This window comes from Streptomyces sp. NPDC002640 (assembly GCF_053592575.1).
The window spans coordinates 1-18,574 of sequence record NZ_JBSFVZ010000019.1 but is presented as its reverse complement, the minus strand read 5'-3'; the positions used below and the strand labels follow the sequence as shown (position 1 = coordinate 18,574).

The 18,574-nt window shown below is 70.6% G+C and carries 18 protein-coding genes and 1 pseudogene; 8 read left to right on the top strand and 11 right to left on the bottom strand.

The window, feature by feature from the left end:
* Positions 1-369: 369 nt before the first annotated feature.
* A complete protein-coding gene (locus ACWD3O_RS23430) occupies positions 370-804 on the top strand; it encodes a hypothetical protein (RefSeq protein WP_451417236.1) in 435 nt (144 codons plus the stop codon).
* Positions 805-1,054: 250 nt separating this feature from the next.
* On the opposite strand, the gene ACWD3O_RS23425 is transcribed toward ACWD3O_RS23430, so the two are convergent.
* Complete coding sequence (locus tag ACWD3O_RS23425) at positions 1,055-1,588, bottom strand: FG-GAP repeat protein (protein WP_451417235.1); 534 nt, start codon at positions 1,586-1,588, stop codon at positions 1,055-1,057.
* Between the two features lie 46 nt (positions 1,589-1,634).
* Positions 1,635-4,133 (bottom strand): phosphocholine-specific phospholipase C, encoded by a 2,499-nt coding sequence (locus ACWD3O_RS23420; protein ID WP_451417234.1) that lies wholly within the window; start codon positions 4,131-4,133, stop codon positions 1,635-1,637.
* 545 nt (positions 4,134-4,678) lie between these two features.
* On the opposite strand from ACWD3O_RS23420, the gene ACWD3O_RS23415 reads away from it, so the two are divergent.
* Positions 4,679-4,828, top strand: a complete 150-nt coding sequence (locus tag ACWD3O_RS23415) for a hypothetical protein (RefSeq protein ID WP_451410256.1) — start codon at positions 4,679-4,681, stop codon at positions 4,826-4,828.
* A 55-nt stretch (positions 4,829-4,883) separates the two neighbouring features.
* Here ACWD3O_RS23415 and ACWD3O_RS23410 read toward each other — a convergent pair whose 3' ends face one another.
* Entirely contained in the window at positions 4,884-5,141 is a 258-nt protein-coding gene (locus ACWD3O_RS23410) for a hypothetical protein (protein ID WP_451417233.1), read from the bottom strand.
* A 154-nt stretch (positions 5,142-5,295) separates the two neighbouring features.
* On the opposite strand from ACWD3O_RS23410, the gene ACWD3O_RS23405 reads away from it, so the two are divergent.
* The gene (locus ACWD3O_RS23405; RefSeq protein ID WP_451417232.1) at positions 5,296-6,510 is read left to right on the top strand and encodes an NAD(P)/FAD-dependent oxidoreductase; all 1,215 of its coding nucleotides are present in this window, start codon (positions 5,296-5,298) and stop codon (positions 6,508-6,510) included.
* Between the two features lie 58 nt (positions 6,511-6,568).
* On the opposite strand, the pseudogene ACWD3O_RS23400 reads toward ACWD3O_RS23405, so the two are convergent.
* From ACWD3O_RS23400 to ACWD3O_RS23375, 6 genes and pseudogenes are all read right to left on the bottom strand, one after another.
* Positions 6,569-6,736 (bottom strand): annotated as a pseudogene (locus ACWD3O_RS23400) (IS256 family transposase); the annotation flags it as partial.
* Between the two features lie 1,196 nt (positions 6,737-7,932).
* Complete coding sequence (locus ACWD3O_RS23395) at positions 7,933-8,460, bottom strand: hypothetical protein (protein ID WP_451417231.1); 528 nt, start codon at positions 8,458-8,460, stop codon at positions 7,933-7,935.
* A 300-nt stretch (positions 8,461-8,760) separates the two neighbouring features.
* Positions 8,761-9,846, bottom strand: a complete 1,086-nt coding sequence (locus tag ACWD3O_RS23390) for a helicase associated domain-containing protein (protein ID WP_451417316.1) — start codon at positions 9,844-9,846, stop codon at positions 8,761-8,763.
* A gap of 47 nt (positions 9,847-9,893) precedes the next feature.
* Complete coding sequence (locus ACWD3O_RS23385) at positions 9,894-10,493, bottom strand: helicase-related protein (RefSeq protein WP_451417321.1); 600 nt, start codon at positions 10,491-10,493, stop codon at positions 9,894-9,896.
* Complete coding sequence (locus tag ACWD3O_RS23380; RefSeq protein ID WP_451417320.1) at positions 10,490-10,924, bottom strand: hypothetical protein; 435 nt, start codon at positions 10,922-10,924, stop codon at positions 10,490-10,492. The genes ACWD3O_RS23385 and ACWD3O_RS23380 overlap by 4 nt, the downstream gene beginning before the upstream one ends.
* Positions 10,825-11,382, bottom strand: coding sequence for a DEAD/DEAH box helicase family protein (locus ACWD3O_RS23375; protein WP_451417230.1), 558 nt, complete (start codon positions 11,380-11,382; stop codon positions 10,825-10,827). The genes ACWD3O_RS23380 and ACWD3O_RS23375 overlap by 100 nt, the downstream gene beginning before the upstream one ends.
* Before the next feature lie 494 nt (positions 11,383-11,876).
* Here ACWD3O_RS23375 and ACWD3O_RS23370 point away from each other — a divergent pair, with 494 nt between their 5' ends.
* From ACWD3O_RS23370 to ACWD3O_RS23360, 3 genes are read left to right on the top strand one after another with little or no spacing between them, the layout of a single operon-like run.
* Complete coding sequence (locus ACWD3O_RS23370) at positions 11,877-13,382, top strand: pyridoxal phosphate-dependent decarboxylase family protein (protein WP_451410264.1); 1,506 nt, start codon at positions 11,877-11,879, stop codon at positions 13,380-13,382.
* Positions 13,379-14,563 (top strand): M24 family metallopeptidase, encoded by a 1,185-nt coding sequence (locus ACWD3O_RS23365; protein ID WP_451417229.1) that lies wholly within the window; start codon positions 13,379-13,381, stop codon positions 14,561-14,563. Before ACWD3O_RS23370 ends, ACWD3O_RS23365 begins: the two co-directional genes overlap by 4 nt.
* Complete coding sequence (locus tag ACWD3O_RS23360) at positions 14,560-15,414, top strand: EamA family transporter (protein WP_451417228.1); 855 nt, start codon at positions 14,560-14,562, stop codon at positions 15,412-15,414. The genes ACWD3O_RS23365 and ACWD3O_RS23360 overlap by 4 nt, the downstream gene beginning before the upstream one ends.
* A gap of 54 nt (positions 15,415-15,468) precedes the next feature.
* Here ACWD3O_RS23360 and ACWD3O_RS23355 read toward each other — a convergent pair whose 3' ends face one another.
* Complete coding sequence (locus ACWD3O_RS23355; RefSeq protein WP_451410267.1) at positions 15,469-15,801, bottom strand: hypothetical protein; 333 nt, start codon at positions 15,799-15,801, stop codon at positions 15,469-15,471.
* 593 nt (positions 15,802-16,394) lie between these two features.
* On the opposite strand from ACWD3O_RS23355, the gene ACWD3O_RS23350 reads away from it, so the two are divergent.
* Positions 16,395-16,595 (top strand): hypothetical protein, encoded by a 201-nt coding sequence (locus tag ACWD3O_RS23350; protein WP_451417227.1) that lies wholly within the window; start codon positions 16,395-16,397, stop codon positions 16,593-16,595.
* A gap of 185 nt (positions 16,596-16,780) precedes the next feature.
* Here the strand turns inward: ACWD3O_RS23350 and ACWD3O_RS23345 are convergent, their stop codons facing one another.
* A complete protein-coding gene (locus ACWD3O_RS23345; RefSeq protein WP_451417226.1) occupies positions 16,781-17,116 on the bottom strand; it encodes a hypothetical protein in 336 nt (111 codons plus the stop codon).
* 206 nt (positions 17,117-17,322) lie between these two features.
* On the opposite strand from ACWD3O_RS23345, the gene ACWD3O_RS23340 reads away from it, so the two are divergent.
* Complete coding sequence (locus tag ACWD3O_RS23340; RefSeq protein ID WP_451417225.1) at positions 17,323-17,877, top strand: hypothetical protein; 555 nt, start codon at positions 17,323-17,325, stop codon at positions 17,875-17,877.
* Positions 17,878-18,574: the final 697 nt, after the last annotated feature.

Here is an 18,574-nt window from a genome sequence, read left to right as displayed (position 1 = left end):
CGCGCCATCCGTTGCGGCGCACCGACCTCTCCGGCGCCGCCGGCTCCGCACGGCGGTGTGGCTGCTCAGGTCGCCGCCGACCCCTGGCGGGCGGTGCGGCCTCGCCGGGCCGCCGGAAATCATGGCCGATCAGTAAAGATCACGTGGAATATTCCGGTATGCCGTGTGATGTGGCAAGGGAGGCCGGGTCCATGCCGTGTCCTTCGTCCGTCGTCGGAGCGCCGGGACGGGAGGAAGGCTGCGCCGTCCCGCGCGCGTTGTGGCGGGAATGCTCGCGGCGGCCAACCGGAAAGCGAATCCGTATGGGCGGATTGCCCCTTGCGGCGCCCAAGGCCGGTGGCCGGTTCGACAGCGTCGGTCGAAAGCGTTGTGCCAGGGGAGACCTACCTCGCGGCGGCCGATGTCCTCGGCCGCCTGGCCGAGGAACTGCTGCGCGGCACCGGCGGGGAGGCCTGCCTCGTCCCGCAATTTCTGCGCCCGTGGGAGCTGGGCTGGACCACCTCTGGCAGGTCCTCACCGCCTCCCACCTCGCGCAGGCCGGCCACCCCGAGACGGGCCGAGGTCCGCGAGCTGCTCCACGGCCCCCGGTACGGCCTCGACCGGAGCGTCGAGCAGATCGTCGGGGATCTCCAGCGGGTGATGACGGTGCCGACGCTGGACATCCCGGCCGTGCGGACGCCGGCCGACGTGATCCTCACCCACAGCATGCCCGTCGGGCTTGGTGTCGCCTTGCCCGGTCGGGCCGCAGAGCGCGAGGCCGCGGCCGAGGTCCGCGCCGCTTGGGCGGCGGCCGGGCCGCGCTGACCCGGCGCCGCCCAGGCGGTGCCGGCGGCCAAGGGCCGCGCCCGCAGGGCCACAGGCGACAGCACCCCCGTAGTCACGACGCATCGACACCGCCGGCCGCCCAGCCCGCCGCGGCCAGCCCCGTCGCCCCGGGCCACCCGGGAACTCGAGGCCTGCTGCTCCGGCTCGAGCGCTCTCGCCCAGTGCGCGGCCAGCCGCACCCGGCCGGTGTCCTGCGGGCCGTCCGGGACGTGACGGGGGCCCATCACGTTCAGGACCCTGCTGGCGCTGCACCGCGCTGACACCGCCGCCGGCGCCGGTGCCGACGACCGTGCCGCGGGCCGCACGGGCTGCGCGTGTCGCGGCCCGCACACCGCCGCACTGACGTAGCCGGGCCCCGTGCCCGGGATGCCGCCCGCCAGCCACGGATCTCCCGCTCACACCCGGCGTCGGCACCCCGCCTCGACCCGCCCGGTGTAGTCGGCCCTGTCGGGGACGCGGTGACCACTGCTGCTTCTGATTGAGGTGTCCTCCGTTCTTGCCTGGTCACCTCAATCAGGAGTTGAGGCGCCCGGAGCGCCGGAGGAACTCTGCGAAGTGGTTTGCGCTTCAAGGCGGAGATGCCGCTCGGCGAGCCGTAGTGGACCACCACGACGCTCGTTTCCGCCTTCCCGGCGACGACGGCTCCTGGGGCGGAGACCGCCAGGTCGCGGTAGCCGTCGCCGTTGAAGTCGTCCGGGAGTCCGGACGGTGCGGCACTGGCGCCGGCGGGCAGGGCGTCGAGCAGGCCGCCGACGCCCCGCACCCGCGGGCCGGACGTGTTCCCGTCCGGCCCGCGGGTGCGGGGCGGCTCAGCCCTGTGCCGGTGCGACCTCTGTGGTCGTGCGGGCCTCCGCGAGCCGCAGCAGCCCGTCCTCGTCGGCGTGGGCGACGGCCGTCAGGGAGCCGGAGACGGCGTCGGCGGCCGGAGTGACGGTGAAACGTACCTGGCGGGAGGCGCCGGGGGAGAGGACGGCCGGGGCGGACACCGCGGGTTCCACCCTCCAGCCGGCCGGCGCGACCAGCCCGGCGGTCGCGCCCCGCAGCCTGTCCTCCCCGTGGTTGGTGAGGGTGACGGTGATCAGGGCCGGGCGGCCCCGGGTGAGCGCGGCGTCCGGGGAGGGCGCCTGCCCGGGCAGGGCGAGGGCGAGGGTGACGCCGAGGGCCTGGACCGCGCCCGTGGCGGGGTCGGTGACGCCCGGACGCCCGTCGGCGAGACGGCCGGTGGCTCGGCGCAGGAACGCGGGATCGTCCAGGTCCACCACCACGACGTCGTACCAGCCGTGCTCGGGCAGGTGGAGCGGGACGGTGCGGCGTTCGCCGGGCGCGAGGACGACCTTGCGGACGTGGTCGCCGGCGTTGCGCCGGTGGGAGGACTCGCCGACCAGCAGGGTGCGGCGGCGGCCCGTCGGGTTGGCGCACTCGATCTTCACCTGCCGCGCCCGGGGCTGCTCCACCAGGTGGACCTCGGGTCCGGTCCTCCGGCCGCGCAGCGTCCAGGTGGACCAGCCGGGGCCCTGCACCTGCAGGTCGTAGCCCTCGCCGTCGTGGGCGACGGTCTCCTCCGCCGTGGCGCCCGCGGCGACGGTCCAGGCATGGGGCGTCCCGGCGCCGAGCGGGTACCCGAGGAAGGCCGCCGCGGTACCGCCCGCGTTGCCCAGGCGCAGCCGGACCGCGTCCGCGGTGACCTCGGCGCGCAGGGAGAGCCGGTAGGGCGAGGGCCGGGTGGGACGGGTGCCGCGTTCCTGGGCCGGCAGCGCCTGCTCCGCGGGCGGCGCGGGCCTCCAGCGGCCGACGGGGGCGGGCACGGGGCCGGGCTGTTCCACCCGGGGCCGGGGGTGGGCGCGTTCGAAGTCGAAGGCGGAGGTGAGGTCGCCGAAGACACCGCGGCGCCAGGCGCTGATGTTGGGCTCCCGGACGCCCGTCCACTTCTCCAGGAAGCGGAGCACCGAGGTGTGGTCGAAGGCCTCGGAGCAGACGAAGCCGCCGACCGTCCAGGGCGAGATCACCGTCATCGGCACGCGGGGGCCCGGACCGACGGGCTTGCCGTCGGCCCAGTCGTCGCTGTCGCCGGACTCCGGGCGGGGCGCGGTGGGAGCCGGGACGTGGTCGAAGTAGCCGTCGTTCTCGTCGAAGTTGATGAAGATCGCGGTCTTCGACCAGGTGTCGGGGTCGCTCGCCACGGCGTCGAGCAGGTCGTAGATGAGGTTGGCGCTGCCCACCGGGGTGGAGGAGCCGGGGTGTTCGGAGAGCGCGGCCGTCGGCACCACCCAACTGACCTGCGGGAGCGTGCCGTTGCGGATGTCCTCGCGGATGCGGGGGATCAGGGTGTCGGGGGTGGAGCGGTGGGCGCCGCGCAGGAAGAGGCGGCGTTCGGCGTCGCTGAGCGCGTCGACGCCCCGCTGGAACGCGGCCAGCAAGGACTCGCGTTGAGCAGGAGTCCTGCCGAAGAGGCTGTCGTAGAACTGCTCGGTGGTGAGGTACCCGCCGGGCACCCCGGAGAGGATCTTCCGGCCGATCTCCTTCCAGGGCTTGAAGTACTCGACCGCGTTGTCGGTGAAGTTGTCCCACTCCTGGTAGATCTGCCAGGAGACCCCGGCCGCCTCCAGGCGCTCCGGGTAGGTGGTCCAGTCGTAGCCGGCGTGGCCGTAGGAGTACGCGGCGTTGGTGAGGGCACGGGCGCCGCCGCCCGGCTCGTGGCCGGTGGTGCCGGTCCACAGGTAGTTGCGGTTGGGGTTGGTGGAGCCGTACACGGAGCAGAAGTAGGCGTCGCAGATGGTGAAGCGGTCGGCGAGCTCGTACTGCGGCGGGATGTCGCGGCGGTCGTAGTAGGCCATCGCGCTCTGGGTCTTGGCCGCGACCCAGTCGTTCCACCAGCCGCTCGCCCAGGCCTGGGTGGCGTCCGGGTAGGCGTGCGGGAGGGAGCCGAGGTACTGGATGTCGCTCTCCGGGCGGCCGGCCTCCACGGCGGACTGCCGGGCGGAGAACGGGAGGACCTCTCCCCCTCCGCGGCGGGGCTGCTGGAAGACCGAGCCGCCGTGGGGCAGGCGCAGCGGGGCCGGGTCGCCGAAGCCGCGGACGCCCCGGAGGGTGCCGAAGTAGTTGTCGAAGGAGCGGTTCTCCTGCATCAGGACGATCACGTGCTCGACGGCGTCCAGCCCGCCCGGTCTGAGCGGCAGGGCCATCGCCTCCAGCAGCGACGGCGGCAGGAGGGACGCTCCGACACCCGCGGCGATGCCGCCGAGGACGGTACGGCGGCTGGGGCCGGCCGGCCCGCGGCGGGGCTCCTGGGAGTTCCGGGAGAAGGACATGGGGTTCACCTGTCTCGTGGGCTGCGACTGCCCTGCGGGGGCGGGGGCGGTCGCACCGTACGAGCGGCAGGTGTATGGCCCATGACCCTTCGGTGAGCGGGGGCGGCGTTCCTTTCACCGGCATTCTCATCGTGCTGAACGCAGGGCCGAGGGTTGGGCCGCCGGCGGCCGTCCGGCCGTCCGACCCAGCCCGTCCGAGCACGGAGAGGCCCGCGCCCTTCCACGGTGAGCCTGCACCGGGCCGACTCGTCCTGCAGCCGACACCGGAGCAACCTGGAAGGCTGCCGCACCTCCAGCACACCGGGGGTCTTCCGGCCCAGTTCCACGGCGTGCAGCGGCAGGTGGCCAGGACCAACAGGTCGGGGACGGCCTGGAGGCGAGCGAGCCGCCCGGGCGGACTTGTGGGTGCCTCGAGGGTGGGATGCCCAGTCCCGCACCACACACTTCCAGGTAACCGTGCAGGCATTCCTTCACGGCTGCCAAAGGCGGAGGACTGCGCCGATCATCGTGCACCGGCCTTCCAGCGAGGGCGGCCGGAGGGCACCATGCACAACAGCGGCCGGGACGAGATCCTCGGCGCCGCCTACAGCGACCGCGATGAGGCCGTCGGCATCACCGAACCGGAAGCGGTCCTGCACGACCCGCAGTGGGTGGAGTGGCGCGGTGCCCCCGCCCACGAGTTCAGCGTCACCTGATGCCCGAGAAGGGCGGTGGGGCAAGGCGCAGGTGCACCTGGCCCCACCGCGTGGGTCAGCCGATCAGCTCGTGCAGTACGAGGACGCTGATGCCGAAGGCACCCAGACCCGTGGCGACGGCTGTGGGCACGGACTTGTCGTGGAAGAACATCAGGCCGCCCATGACGAGGCCGCTGATGATGGCCTCCAGGAACACCACGGCGGCGTGCGCCGACAGCAGCGGCGGCTCCGACGGTATTCCTGCGTCGGGCGGTTCGGGCCGGGCGGACGTGGGGGAGTCCGGGTGGGGGTCCCGAGCCAGAGCAATCGTCAAGACCTGTGGACAGCATCTGCTGGATGACGGCTTCCTGTCCCTTCCGGCACGTCACCCAATCGGGGGCGGAGACCCGTCCCCGTCCCGGCGAAGCCCGGGTCCTCCCACCTGTATACGCTCGCATCGACAAGGGAAGACGAAGGAGAAGAGGCTCATGGCTACGGAAGAGATCTTGGTCGTCGGCGCCGGTGTGGTGGGGGCATCGGTGGCTTATCACCTCGCCGAGCTGGGGCACGATCGGGTGACGGTGCTCGACACTCGTGACCGCGGTGCGCTGCCCGGTTCCACCGGCCTTGCCCCCGGTTTCGTCGGTCAGCTCAGCGCCACCCCGGAACTGTCCGTGCTGGCCATGGACAGTGTTGCCACGTACCGCGCGCTATCGCAGGCCGCGCCGGCGCCAGTTTTCTGGCAGGTCGGCTGCCTGGAGATTGCGACCAGCCCCGCCCGTCTGGAACAGGTCCATCAGGATGTCGAGGACGGCCACGGCCTGGGCATCGAGGCACGGGTGGTCGACGCGGCCGAAGCCGTTGCGTTGGCCCCCGCGCTGGTCAACGCCGAGCGGGCACTGGGCGCATTGCACATCCCCTCCGATGGAGCCGCTGACCCGGCCGCGCTCACCCACGCTCTGGTCGACGCGGCCGAACGGAGCGGGGCCCGGTTTCACTGGAATACACCAGTTCTGGCTCTGGAGACCGCACAAGGCGGGGTCATCGGCGTCCGCGCGGGCAAGGACGGCGAGCTGCTGAGAGCCGACCAGGTCGTGCTGGCCACAGGCATCTGGGGCCCGGTCCTGGCAGCGCAGGCGGGAGTGCGGCTGCCCATGGTCGACGTACAGCACCCTTACGTGTTCACAGCCGAACTGCCCGGACTGGACGAGACCCCCATCGACACACCGATCGTCCGCTACCCCGATCACGCGGTCTACACCCGCCGCCACGGCCGCCGCTACGGACTGGGCAGCTACGCCCACGCCGCGCTACCGCTGACTCCGTCCTCGACGCTCCCATCGGCCGAGCTTCCCTTCCAGGAAGCAGCCTTCGGCACCGCCATCGCTGAGGCCACCGCCCTGGTCCCGGCCTTCCGACAGGTACCCCAGGGACGGAGGCTCAACGGTGTGTTCGCCCTGACCCCTGATGAACTCCCTGTGGTCGGCCCCGCTGCCGGGGCACCCGGCCTGTGGTTCGCGGAAGCTTCCTGGGTCACCCATGCCGGTGGCGTCGGCCGACAACTCGCGAACATGCTCCTGGAAACCGGCAACCTCCTCGTCGCCCCCGATCGCCTGTCACCCGGCCGCTTCGACCACTGGAGCGACAAGAAGATCCGCGAGACCGCGCTCGGCCACTACCGAGGCATCTACGACGCACACTGATGCACGCCTGAACAAGGGGCCGAGTAGATGTCCCCACCGGTGGAGGGGCTGAGTTCGCTCATGCCGTGAGGGGCTCGGGGCGTGCGATGAGGTGGCCGCGTTCGAACCGGGCTCCAGCGCGGACGAGGGTGACGAGGTGGGGTGCGTTCAGGGCGCGCCAGCGGGCCTGGGCGGATTCCACGATCTTGAACACCATCGCCAGGGCGGCCGAGCGGGAGCCAGCCCCAGGACTGCGGCCTCCGCCTCCTCCAGACGTATCCGCAGGTGGATGCCGTCGGCCCAGACATAGACGTAGTCCACGGCGGAGAGACCGCATTCGCCTATCCCGCCGGCTTCAAGGCGCGAAGACGCCAGCGCCCGCAGCCCCCGGCCCGCCGCGCCGACCACACCCATCGCGTGCCCCGCCACCACTCTTCGAAGCGGCGACGGCTGACGGATATGGGGGGCACCGCCCGCGGCGCGGCCTCCAACGGCGCCACCCATACCATCGCCGTCAACGAGACCGTCATCACGATGCTGCGCCTGTAGCCGGACCTCGCCGAACTCACCAAGAAGCCGGCCGAAGCCGCTCAGGCCGCCGTTGACGCGCTACCCGGGATCGGCACCGTCGACTCGTACTGGAAGGAAGGGCCGCTCCCGGCGACCGGCACGTGCAACGTACCGGGCAAGTGCGGCGCCCAGGAGGACATCGTCCTGACCGCTCCGCAGGACGGCGTGCCGCTACTGTTCATCGAGGTCGACAACTGCCACGAGACGGCCGAGGAACTCGCGGATGAGCTGGAGAAGTACGCCCGCTTCCTCGGGCGGAAGATGAACGACACTGACGGCCGCGGGAGGCCGATGTGGCGCACCCGCCGGCGGGCGCCCGACACATGGTCCATCGACACGATCTTCCCGCCCGTCCCGCTGGTGTTCAACCACCCCGGTGACAGCGACCCCCGGAAGAGGCCAGGCACGCCCGGGAGGAGTACCAGGCGGGGGAACGGCGCGAGCCGCAGGATCAGGCGGCGAAGAAGGCAGCCGAGCGGGAGGCCCGCCGCCCTGTCGGCTCCGACTCCGCGTGGCGAAGTGCAGCGACGCGCGCTGGGAGGCAGTATGGCCGACTTCGCGGCAGGCACCCGTTTTCGTCTGACAAGACGACAGCGGGGGTCGGACGGGATCACCTGTCTTGGCTGACGTCCGGGCGGATACCGGGGCGGGGCAGAACTGTCCCGCCCCGCCACGATATCCACCCGGAGCTACAGCAGGACAGGGCCACACGTCTTCGAGACAGTCACGGGGCTTCAGAGCTTGTCGGTCGGCCAGGCCGGGCCTTGGCAAAGAACAACTGTGATGCCCGGCTGCAGCCCACGCGCCGAACGCTCTGCTGGTTGCCCGGCAGAGCGTTCTCACTGACCCGAGGTCAGATCACCCCAGAACTGTTCACGCGAAGGGATTGAGGGGGAGGAGCTGCTGCTGCGAAATCGCTGTGTTGTAGTAGGTGCACTGGCTGCTGCTGGGGCAGGCGCGGCTGGCGGTACCGACGGTGAGGGAGACCTGCGGGTTGGTGGAGGTCATGGTGCCCGCCATGGCGGTGGCCAGCGGGCCGACGTAGGTGGCGTTGATGTCGATGTCGGTGGTGGCGACCAGGTCGGCCTGGGCGTCGTACCACTTGACCTGCCAGTTGGGCACGCTGATGCTGACCAGGCCGGCGCTGCCGGTGGCGGTGCCGTTGGCGGGCTGCACCTCTCCGTACACGATGGAGGGTGCCTCGACGGAGACGCAGCCGTGGTAGATCGAGCTCTTGACGTTCGCGGTGTTGCTGGTGAAGTTGACGTCGATCTCGTTGTTGGCGTCCTCGCACGTGACGACCGGGTTCTGGGGGTCCGCGGCGTGAGAGGGGGTGACCGTGGCGGCCATGCCTATGACCGCCAGGGTACAGGCGGAGACGAGAGCGGGCAGACGACGCATGATGATCTCCTGGTTCCAAAGCGAGTGAGCCCGCAGGCCGGGCGCACTCTTGGTGGGGCACTTGCTGCCTTCGGCGGCCGCCGGAATCCCGGCACACGACGCACGCGGTGACAGCGGACGGTGCGTCGAGCAGCAGCTCGCCATCCGGAGCCGTGGTAGGGCCGTGCCGAAAGCCTGCTCTGGTGGGCCGGGCGGTTCCATGCCCCGTCAGGGGGACGCGCACACCCCCCGTCCGCGCACACCCCGTGTGAACAGAACGCGTCGGGCGCGCCATGCCCCAGCCGCAGATGCACTCGTGAGTCATGGACTCTTTCGGGATCTCCATGTTGCGGACCATTCCGTACCTTGCAAACCGCGGCTCGGACCCGTGCGGCGGGCGCTGCAGGACCATCGCGTGCTGATGGTGGATAGCAGTTCCGTGCGTTGTGGTGTCAGTGTTGCTGCTCGGGAGCGTTGGTTGTTGATCCAGGCGCCGAGCTTGAGCTCCCGCTCCTCCTCCTGGCCGTCGTTGCCGTGGACGGTAAGGCGCTCGACGTGCTTGCGAGGCACGCGCAGGTGTCCTTCGCGTTTGTAGTACTGCTGGGCGGCTTGGTAGTTCAGCGCCCATTTGTCGGCTTGTGTGCGGCGTGGGGGTGGTTTCTCGTCCTCGCCGGCGGGCTCGATACCAAGCACCTGTTCACACAGCCACTGCTGGACGGTCGTGAGTTTGTCCCAGCCGAGGCGGACAGTGCGTACCCACCGTCCGAGGTCTTCGCCCTGGAGCACGACCTCGCCCGGCACCAGGGGCAGCGGGTGTCCGGCCTTGAGGTGCTGGCGGACGAGGTGTAAGGCGCGCTGCCACTGCACCGGCCAGCTCGGGCACCACGACGGGTCGATGTCCTCGAGCTGCTCGCGCCGCTCGTCCGGCAGCGCCCCGGCCGCCGACTCCACGAGCAACCCTTCGGCACGCCGCTGGTCGACCTCCTGTGCCTTGCGGGTGGCGGCGCGCTGGTTCTTCAGCCAGATGCCCACCTTGTATCCCTGGTACGTGGCGTCGAGCGGGGCCAGGAGGTGGCCGTTCGTCTCGGCCCATCCGCCTGCCGCTGCGAGGCCTTCCTCCCAGGCGACGTCGTAGTGCGACCACACCATCCCCAGCTTCTCCAGCTGCGCGACGCGCTCGGCTTCCATGCCGCCGCGGGCGTAGAACCGCCGGTTGTCGGCGATCCACTGCCCGAGCGGGAAGGCGGCGAGCGAGGCCGGCCACCCGGTGGCTTCCGCCTCCTGGTCCTCGACGGCGGGCACGCGGTACGTGAGCGGCACGTCGAGGTCGCCATGCTCGCGGGCATGGATGACGGCGGCCTCGATGCCGCGCCGCCAGTGCGCATGCTCGGGGTTGGAGACCCGCAGGCTGATGAACGCCGCCAGCTGCGCCGGGTCGCGCGGCGTGGAGAACTTCAGCAGCTTCCGCGCGGGCGCCGACGGCCCGCCGGACCCGTTTCCCTTGCCCTCGTCATGGTTCTCCTGGCCTCCGCTGCGGCTCTGAACGCCCCTGGCACGGCACGCGCCTGCTGCTCGGCGAGCTGCTCCACCACCCGGGCGTCGTGCTCCCTGAGCGCCTCCAGCAGCTTCGCCAGCCCGCCGAACGCCCGGGAGGTCAGCATGTTGTCGACCGTCTCGCCCGGCCCGAGCAGAACCGGCACCACCAGGCTGGCCACCTTCCCCTCGCCGGGCTGCATCCGCAGCGCGCGGCCGACGGCCTGGACGAGGCCGGGCATCGAGCCGCGGACATCGGCCCAGTACACGGAGTCGCAGTTCTTGGTGTCGACGCCCTCCCCGAGGACCTTCAGCGAGCCGAGAAAGCCCTTCTCCACGACCGTGCCGTCCGTGGCGATACCAGACGCGAACTCGCCCAGCACACGGCGCCGGTGACCGGGCTTGTGGTCGCCGCACAGCCAGTTCGCCCAGATCGTCCTGGGGTACAGCTCGGGCTCGGCGGCGTGCAGCCGGTCAGCGACGTCGGGCAGGCCGGCCGCGAACGCCTCGGCCTCCTTCACGACATGGTGGAAGACGAGCGCCCTGCGAAACCCTCCTCGGACGACGCCTTGAGCAGCGCGGTCTGGAGAGCTGCTAGCCGCGCCCCGCGAAGCTTGTCCGAGCGCCCCTCGGCGCCCAGAAACTGCGCGGCCTGGAGCTGGGTGTCGGTGATGTCCACGCACACCACCTGGTACGGCGCACAGATCCCCCGGTCGATCGCCTCCGACAGCGTCAGCGTGAAGCAGCGGGCACCGAACGGCCCGTCCGGATCGTCTTCCATGCTTGCCACGAGCTCGCCCGGCGTGCCCTGGTCGGCGTCCTCGTCCAGCTGCCACAGCCGCGGCGTGGCGGTCATGTAGAGGCGCCGCAGCGCGGGGATCCGCTGGTTGTCGTGCACGACCGCCCACGGCTTCCCGATCCGCCCCGACGTCCGGTGCGCCTCGTCGACCACGACCAGGTCCCAGCCGGGAAGGCCGGCCTGGTGCGCGCGCTCCAGCGTGCCCAGCCCGAGGGAGGCCTAGGTGGCGAACACGGTGACCTTGTCGAAGGGCCGCACCCAGTCGACCAGCTCCTCCACGGACACGTGGTGTTGGGGAAGGACACGTCCTCACCCCGCAGGGAGGACACCCCGACCATCGGGCCCCTACGCCCGGCCACGCGCCACGCAGCCTCGGTCTGGGTGAGGAGATCCAGCGAGGGCACGAGCACCAGCACACGGCCCGCACGGAGCTTCTCCGCACTGCGGGCCGCGACCCGGGTCTTCCCCGACCCGGTCGCCATGACCACCTGAGTCCGCAGACCCCTCTCGGGCGCAAGCGATCTTGCAGGAAATTCAAGAGCACGGACAACCGCGTCAACGGCTTCCTGCTGCGCTGCCTCGCGCGGATCGGTTCGGCTTGTGGTCGACATATCCGTCTGCCTTCTCCTGGGCTTCTGTCTAAGGGGTGCTGCACGCTGCCGCACGACCCGTCGAACAGGCTCGACCGACCGCCGCGAAAGCCGCCCGACTCTCGTGTCGGCGCGCTTGCCCCCGCGGTCGCCGCAAGGTGGCGTGTCTGCTGCGGGCCGCCGAGCACCGCCCGCACCCGCCCGAATCCTTCCGGTCCGGCACCGGCCCCTGACGACCACCCGCGCACACCATGCGCATCAATCAGGAACGGGACACGCGCGGTGATACAGCGTCACTCCGGCGTGCAAGCGATTGGGAGCGTGCGCGCCGGAGCCTGTCAGCGGCCTGCGTGCTTCCTCCCTTCTGTGGTTGGCGTGACCCGGACGTGGCGCCTGTGTGTTCCCGCCGGGACGCTTGTCGATGAAGCGTCGCTTCGTGCCGGCGGTCTTTCGTAGAGCGTCGGCCCGCGGCCCGGTGAAGATCCCGCGCACCGGCACCTCAGGAGGAACATGACATGACAGGTATGGATCTGAGCAGCCTGGCAGGCAGTGACCAGGGCCTGCTCGCGCTACAGGAATTGGTGCGGACGGCGACGGAGGCCGCCCGCGTGGGCGCGCGCCGACGGCCGGGACCGGTGGCTCCGGGCGGCCCGGACCAGGCGGCGCAGCGGAGCGATGATCTGCTTCAGCAGGTCCTCCCCGAGGAGGGGCTCACGGACGTGGAGGCACTCGTCCCACTGGTGGAGGCATTCGCCTGGGGGAGTGTCGATCTCGCCTCCCCCGCCACCGCGGCGTTCCTGCAGTGTCCGTCGCTGACGGTGGCGGCCGCTGCCGACTTGGTGGTCAGTGCCTTCAACCAGTCGGTGGACGTCTGGGACAGCGGCCCGTTCGCCCTCGAACTGGAGAAGGCGGTCATGGCCAGCCTCTGCCAGTTCGTCGGGTTGCCCAACACCGGGGCGGGGGTGATGACACCCGGAGGGTCCATCGCCAACCTCCTCGCGGTGATCATCGCCCGCGATGTACGCGGCTCCGCCCTCACCGGAATCGACCTCACCGACACAGGACTGGGGGCGGCGCCAGGCAGGCTGCGGATCGTGTGCTCGGGGGAGGCGCACGTCAGCGTCGAGCGGGCGGTGGCCGCCGCGGGCTTGGGCAACGCCGCCGCCCTCGTCGTCCGCGCCGGCCCTGACGGCCGTATGACAGCAGACGCCGCACGCGCGGCCCTGGACGGTCTGCCGCCCAACCACCTGCCGTTTGCTCTCCTCGCCACGGCCGGTACCACCGACCTCGGCGCCGTCGACGAGCTCCCCGGTCTGGCCGCGCTCGCCCGCGAACGGGGAATGTGGCTGCACGTCGACGCGGCCTACGGAGCCGGAATGCTCTTCTCCCCACGTCTGAGGCCCTTGTTCACCGGCATCGAGCAGGCCGACTCCATCGCCCTGGACTGGCACAAATTCGGCTGGCAACCCGCCTCCTCCAGCGTTCTGCTCCTCGCCGACGCCCGGAACTTCCAGCCGCTGCACCGCGAAGCTCCCTACCTCAACCCGGCGGACGACGAAGAGGCCGGCTTCCCCAACCAGCTCGGCCACACCTTGGAAACCACCCGCCGCGCGGACGTCCTGAAGGTCGCCGCCTCCTTCCGCCACCTCGGTCGGCGCGGCATGGCCGAGCTGATCGATCACTGCCACGCCATGGCCCTCCACGCGGAGAAGCTGGTCGCCGAGCACCCGAAACTCGAGGCCGCCGCGCCGGTCGTCCTCACCCGCCTGGTCTTCCGCTACCTCCCTGAGCGGCGAGAACTCTCCGACCAGGTCAACGCCGGACTCCGCAGAAGGCTGTTGCACGAAGGCAGAGTCGTCATCGGACGCACCCTCCGGCACTTCGACACCGTCCCTCACATCCACCTGAAACTGACGCTCATCAACCCCGTCACCACCCCGCGCGACGTGGAGGACCTCATAGACGCTGTCGTCCGTGCGGGAGAGGCCGAGGAACGCGCCCACCAGGAGGAGCCTTCGTGACCACCTCACCGGACCCCGCCCCCCACCTCCCCCTGGCCGCCGCGCGAGCCGTCCGAGCCGACCGCCTCTCCACCTGGATGCGGCACAACGGTTTCGATCACCTCCTGCTCACCGCCCCCGACCAGATCCGCTACGCCACCGACTACCGTGCCCAACTCGTCAGCGAGAGCACCGACTGGTACGCCGCGATCGTCGACGCAGAGGGTGAGGCGGAGATCTTCGCCCCCTTCCTCGACGAACCCGTAGAACAGCCCGAGCCCGCACTGGCCCGGCTCCGCCGCCTCCATCCAGCGCCGTCATGGGCCCCCGCAGCGTGCCAGTCCCGGCAATGGGTCTCCGGCCTCGCCGGCGTCCTGCGGGCACGTGGCGCCCGGCGCATCGGCTTCGACATCCTGGACGCGGCGCTCCAGCACGACCTGCAGATCGAGCTGCCAGCACTGCATTTCACGCCCTGCGCGGCCGAACTCTTCACATTGCGGGCGATCAAGGAAGACAGCGAGATCCAGCTGATCGACATCGCCTGCCGCATCAACGCCACCGCCCTGGACAAGGCCGTGCAAGCAGCGCGGGAGGGCATGCGGGACCACGACCTGCTCGCGGTCGCCGCAGCACACCAGCACGCACTCGGAGCGGAATTTCTCACCCACTCCGTCTGTAACATCCGCAAGACAAGCGGCAGTTGGTTCGCCGACGGCGCCCCCCTGCGCGAGGGCGAACCCTTCTTCCTCGACACCGGCTGCCACGGCCCCGGTGGATACGCCTCCGACGCCGCACGCACCGGATTCATCGGAGAACCTTCCCCGGCCGTGAGCCGCGCTTGGTCACACCTGCTCACCGCCTACGAAGAAGGTCAGAACGCCGCCCGCCCCGGCGTACGGTGCTCCACCGTCCACGACACCATCAACGCCTACCTCAGCCGCCACCGCCTGCCGCCCACCCCGTACGGCACGGGGCACGGCGTCGGGCTGCGCTGCTGCGAATTGCCGTCCGTGAACGCCGCGACTCGGATGGACACCGACGACACCCTCCAGGTCGGCCATGTCATCGCTCTGGAACCCGAGACCGCAGTCGAGGTCGGCGGTCGCCTTCTGGTGCTCAAGATCGAGGACAACTTCGCCGTCACCCCCTCCGGACTCCGCTGCCTCACCCACAGCACCACGAGTGACGACCCCGCGCCGTGACCACGCTTCTCGCGCTGGGGGCCGCTCTCTTCTACGGCGTCTCGGACTTCGCAGGCGGCCTGGCCGCCCGCGCACGCCACCCCGCCGCAGTCCTCCTCGCCGCCCAGACCACCGCCACCGCGGCCCTGTTCCTCTGCCTGCCCCTCGCGACCGGCCGGCCCGGCGCGGGCGACCTCATCCTGGGCGTGGGCGCCGGAGCGTGCGCCGCCGTCGGAAGCCTGTGCCTGTACACGGCGCTCGCCCGCGGCCCCATGACCGCCGCCGCCCCCCTGACAGCGGTACTCGTCGCCGCCCTGCCCCTGGGCTTCGCCCTCGTCACAGGAGAACGCCTCGGCTCCACCGCCTGGGCGGGAGCTCCCCTCGCTGTCATCGCCGTGGCCCTCATCGCCCGGCCCGGCAGCACCGCTTCATCGGCCCCCGAGCGGGCCACGGTGGCCTACGCCACCGTCTCCGGTGCCGCCTTCTCGGCGTTCTTCGTCCTTCTGGCGCGCACCGAACCGACCTCCGGGCTCGCCCCACTCGCCATCGCCTACCTCACCGCCACCAGCGCGTTCGGCGGAGCCGCCTGGCTGGTACATGAAAAGCGCCCGGAACGACAGCACGAAACCCGCTTCCCCTGGCGGCTCAGCCTGACCGCCGGGGTGACCGAACTGGCGGCCCACCTCTGTTACCAGTACGCCGCACGCGAGGGCCTCCTGGGCATCGCCGCCGTCCTCACCGCCCTGTACCCCGCTGCCACCACCCTCCTGGCGTACGTCGTTCTACGGGAACGCCCCACCCGGACACAGCTGGCCGGATATCCCTTGGCTGTCGGCGCCGTCGTTCTGCTCGCGCTCGCCTCTCCCGGATGACCAACGGCCGGTGTCCCCTGCAGGGGACACCGGCCGTTGGCGCACACCGCCGTGCTACGGCAGGGTGAACCGGACGGAGGCGAACGGGAACACGGCGGCGTTGCCCGGATTGACCACCGTCCCCAGGACGGTGCAGTTCAGATCGGTGTAGGTGGTGGCCCGCGCGTTGGTGTTGTTGAAGCCGCTCAACGCGACGCTGGTGACGTAGTAGCAGGTGCCCTCGGTGGGGTTGATGATGCGGTTGTTGCCGCCCAGCAGGTCGCTGTACTCGAAGGAACCGGTGATTGAGCTGTCGGACGCCGAGGCGGGCACGGTGGTCGCCCCCACCAGGAGGGCACTGGCCGCAACTGCGACCGCACCGAATGCGATGTGACGAGGTATGCGCATGGGAGTCCTTGGTCAAGGAGGGCTGCTGGCACGAGGCACGCGTGCCGTAGAGCAACGCAGTGCTTCATGAGCAGAGATGTCGGCGGACGAGAGCCGTCCGAGGTCACCCTGCTCCGAAGATGCGCATATGACAACCACCCCAGGTTGCGACGTGGACCGAGGCGACTGGAGTGCACTGCGAGGTGAAGCACGTAGCGAAAAGGGTGACGCAGCCTGATTTTCGTGCGCCCCGGCGTACGCCACCCACCTCCTCGCACCGCCCCCCGGATCCGGCTAACTATGGCGCTGCCCAAGTCGCCGCGAAACTCCAGCCACTGGCCGCGTCCGCGCGGGTCGAAGGCGAGGATCCGATGCCCGTCCCGCTGTCTGTCCACCCTCTGCCACCGTCCTGACCGCTGCCGCGGTTCTCGTGGTGGTCCCGGCCCGTGCTGCAGATCCGTGTGCGGATCGTAAGACTGCCGCCCCGGCCTGCAGACCGGAGAAACCGAGGACACCGTGCCGGCCGAGGAACCCACGCCCGACCCGCCCACGCAGAGTCGCCGGCCTTCCCTCGGCCTGCGGACCAGGCATAGGGGCGGCAGGCGGGCTTCCTCGTGCTGCCGTTCTCCCGGCACGCCCGCCGCCGCCACCGCCCCGCGCTCGCCGCCCCGGCCCCGCAGTCGGCACCCGCCGCGGTGACGGAGCCGACCGTGGCGCAGCCGGACGACGGAGCCGACCAGCTCACCCGCGAGGCGCGGATGCTGTGGAGCGCGCCGGGATGCCAGCCCGCATCCACGTCGCAACCTGCGCGGTGACGTGCTGCGCGTGCTCGGAGTGCTGGAAGGCCGTCACTACCGGGCAGATCCAGCAGATCGGTGCCCCGCGCCTGGGCTACCGGCACTCCGACGAGTCGGCCCCGTCCCAGCAGAGTGGGCGGAGACCTACGCAGTTAGGACTTGTCCGGCCGATCATGGTCTCAGCTACTGAGGCATAGCGGGAGCTACAGCTCGTCGATGGCATCGTCGGCTCTCGACGTCGTGTGCCAGGTTGGCGGTATGGATTGGCAGTCTGAGAGCCCGGAACTCTGGGCACTTTTTCCGAACTCGACGAAGACGCCGATGGGAATGGTCTCCTCCACCGTCCTGCGGATTTCCTGACCCACCGGCGTACGGTCGGAAAGCCCGCAGGGGGTCGGGCTCCAGCGCCGCACGAGACCCGGCTGGCCTACGTGAACGACCATCGGTGGGGCGTCGATGTGCCGCCAGGAAAGTTCGGGGAGGACGATGAACCCGGCACCCGATCGGTGGTCCCGCTGAAAACGCTCAATGTTTGCCAAGGGGCAGTCGCCATCTGTCCGGATGCGTCCGCGTTACGCGGAGGCGGAGACGTCGCTGGGGTGTGCACGCACGGGGTGTGACCGTGATGTGCCTCGTATGCCCTTTCGGGCCAGTGCGCGCACTGGTCATTTCGGGTCATTGGCGGACTCGCATGACCGCTGGATGCTGTGAGCGTCTTGCCTGTTCCTTGAGTTGGGAGAACCGCGTGCTCACACGCCTGAAAACCGCGACGGCGGTCATCGCCCTGCCGTTCGCGCTGCTCGTCTCCTCCGGTACCGCCTCCGCCGCGGACAGCTCCGCCGGCTCCGCGACCAAGGCCCAGTCCACGCTCGCGACCTGTCTGTCCAGTCACACCGTCAACTACTCCCCTGGGCTCCTGCTGACCCCGCAGCAGGTCACGATCAGCGCGAGCACCCAGTACACGGCCTGTCTGGGCGGTGGGGTCAGCAGCGGATCCTCGACAAGCAACCCTCCCCCGCAGTCGCTCTCCTGCCTCAACCTCGGTGAGCCCGCGAGCGGAACGGAGACCATCACCTGGAACGACGGCACCACGAGCACCTACTCGTACAACCAGACGGTCGTGGACGCCGGTGCCGTGAGCACCGTCACCCGCACCGGCAGCATCTCCGCCGGCAAGTTCGCGGGCGCCACCGCTGTCCGGGTCATCACCAACCCCAACCTGGAGGTCCTGGACTGTCTCGCACCTCCCGGGGTCACCTCCAAGTCCGGCCTCGGAGATCTCACCATCCTCTCCGCCTGACTCCGCCACGATCGTTAACCGGCGGAAGAAGAAGTGGGAGAAGTCCGTTCAATTCGGCGGCCTGCGAAACGCCCCTGGACGAGATATCCGTCTGGGGGCATTTCTTGTTCACAGCGGGATTTCCGAATGACTGTCAACTGCATTAGGGGCGACCGATGGTATTCAGGTGGGACGGCTGACGGATGGTCAAGTAGTGCCCGCCTGGCTTGTCTCCGGGCGTGCGGAAGGGGGGCCGGCCTCCGCGCCCGGCCCGCTCGGCGTGCCCGCGGGGAGGGTGCGCAACACGGCCAAGACGCGTGTCCACGCAAGTCACAGCACTGCACCCCCTCGGTCCGGGCTCGTGCCCGGCAGGCCCGGAGACGGGCGTGCAGTGCTGCGCCGTGCCCGCGTCCGGGTGTTGACAAGTCCGTTCACCCCCTGAGGGGTAGGGTGTCCTGGCTCCAAAATTGGTCTAGAGTCCAAGTTTGAAGCATAGGGGCGATGCAGATCTGTCAAAGCTACATGCTGCATCACGCTGGGTGACCTTCGACTCGACGCCGGCCGCTCACCCCGACCCCGCTCTTCCTGCTGCCAGCCGCCCGCGGAGCGGGCTTTGTCCGGTCCTGCCGGCCACCGTCCACTACGCCGAGGCGGGCCCCCGCTTCCAGCTCCGCTCCCCCGGCCGCCTCCACGTCGAGGGCGACGTCACCCCGGCCTG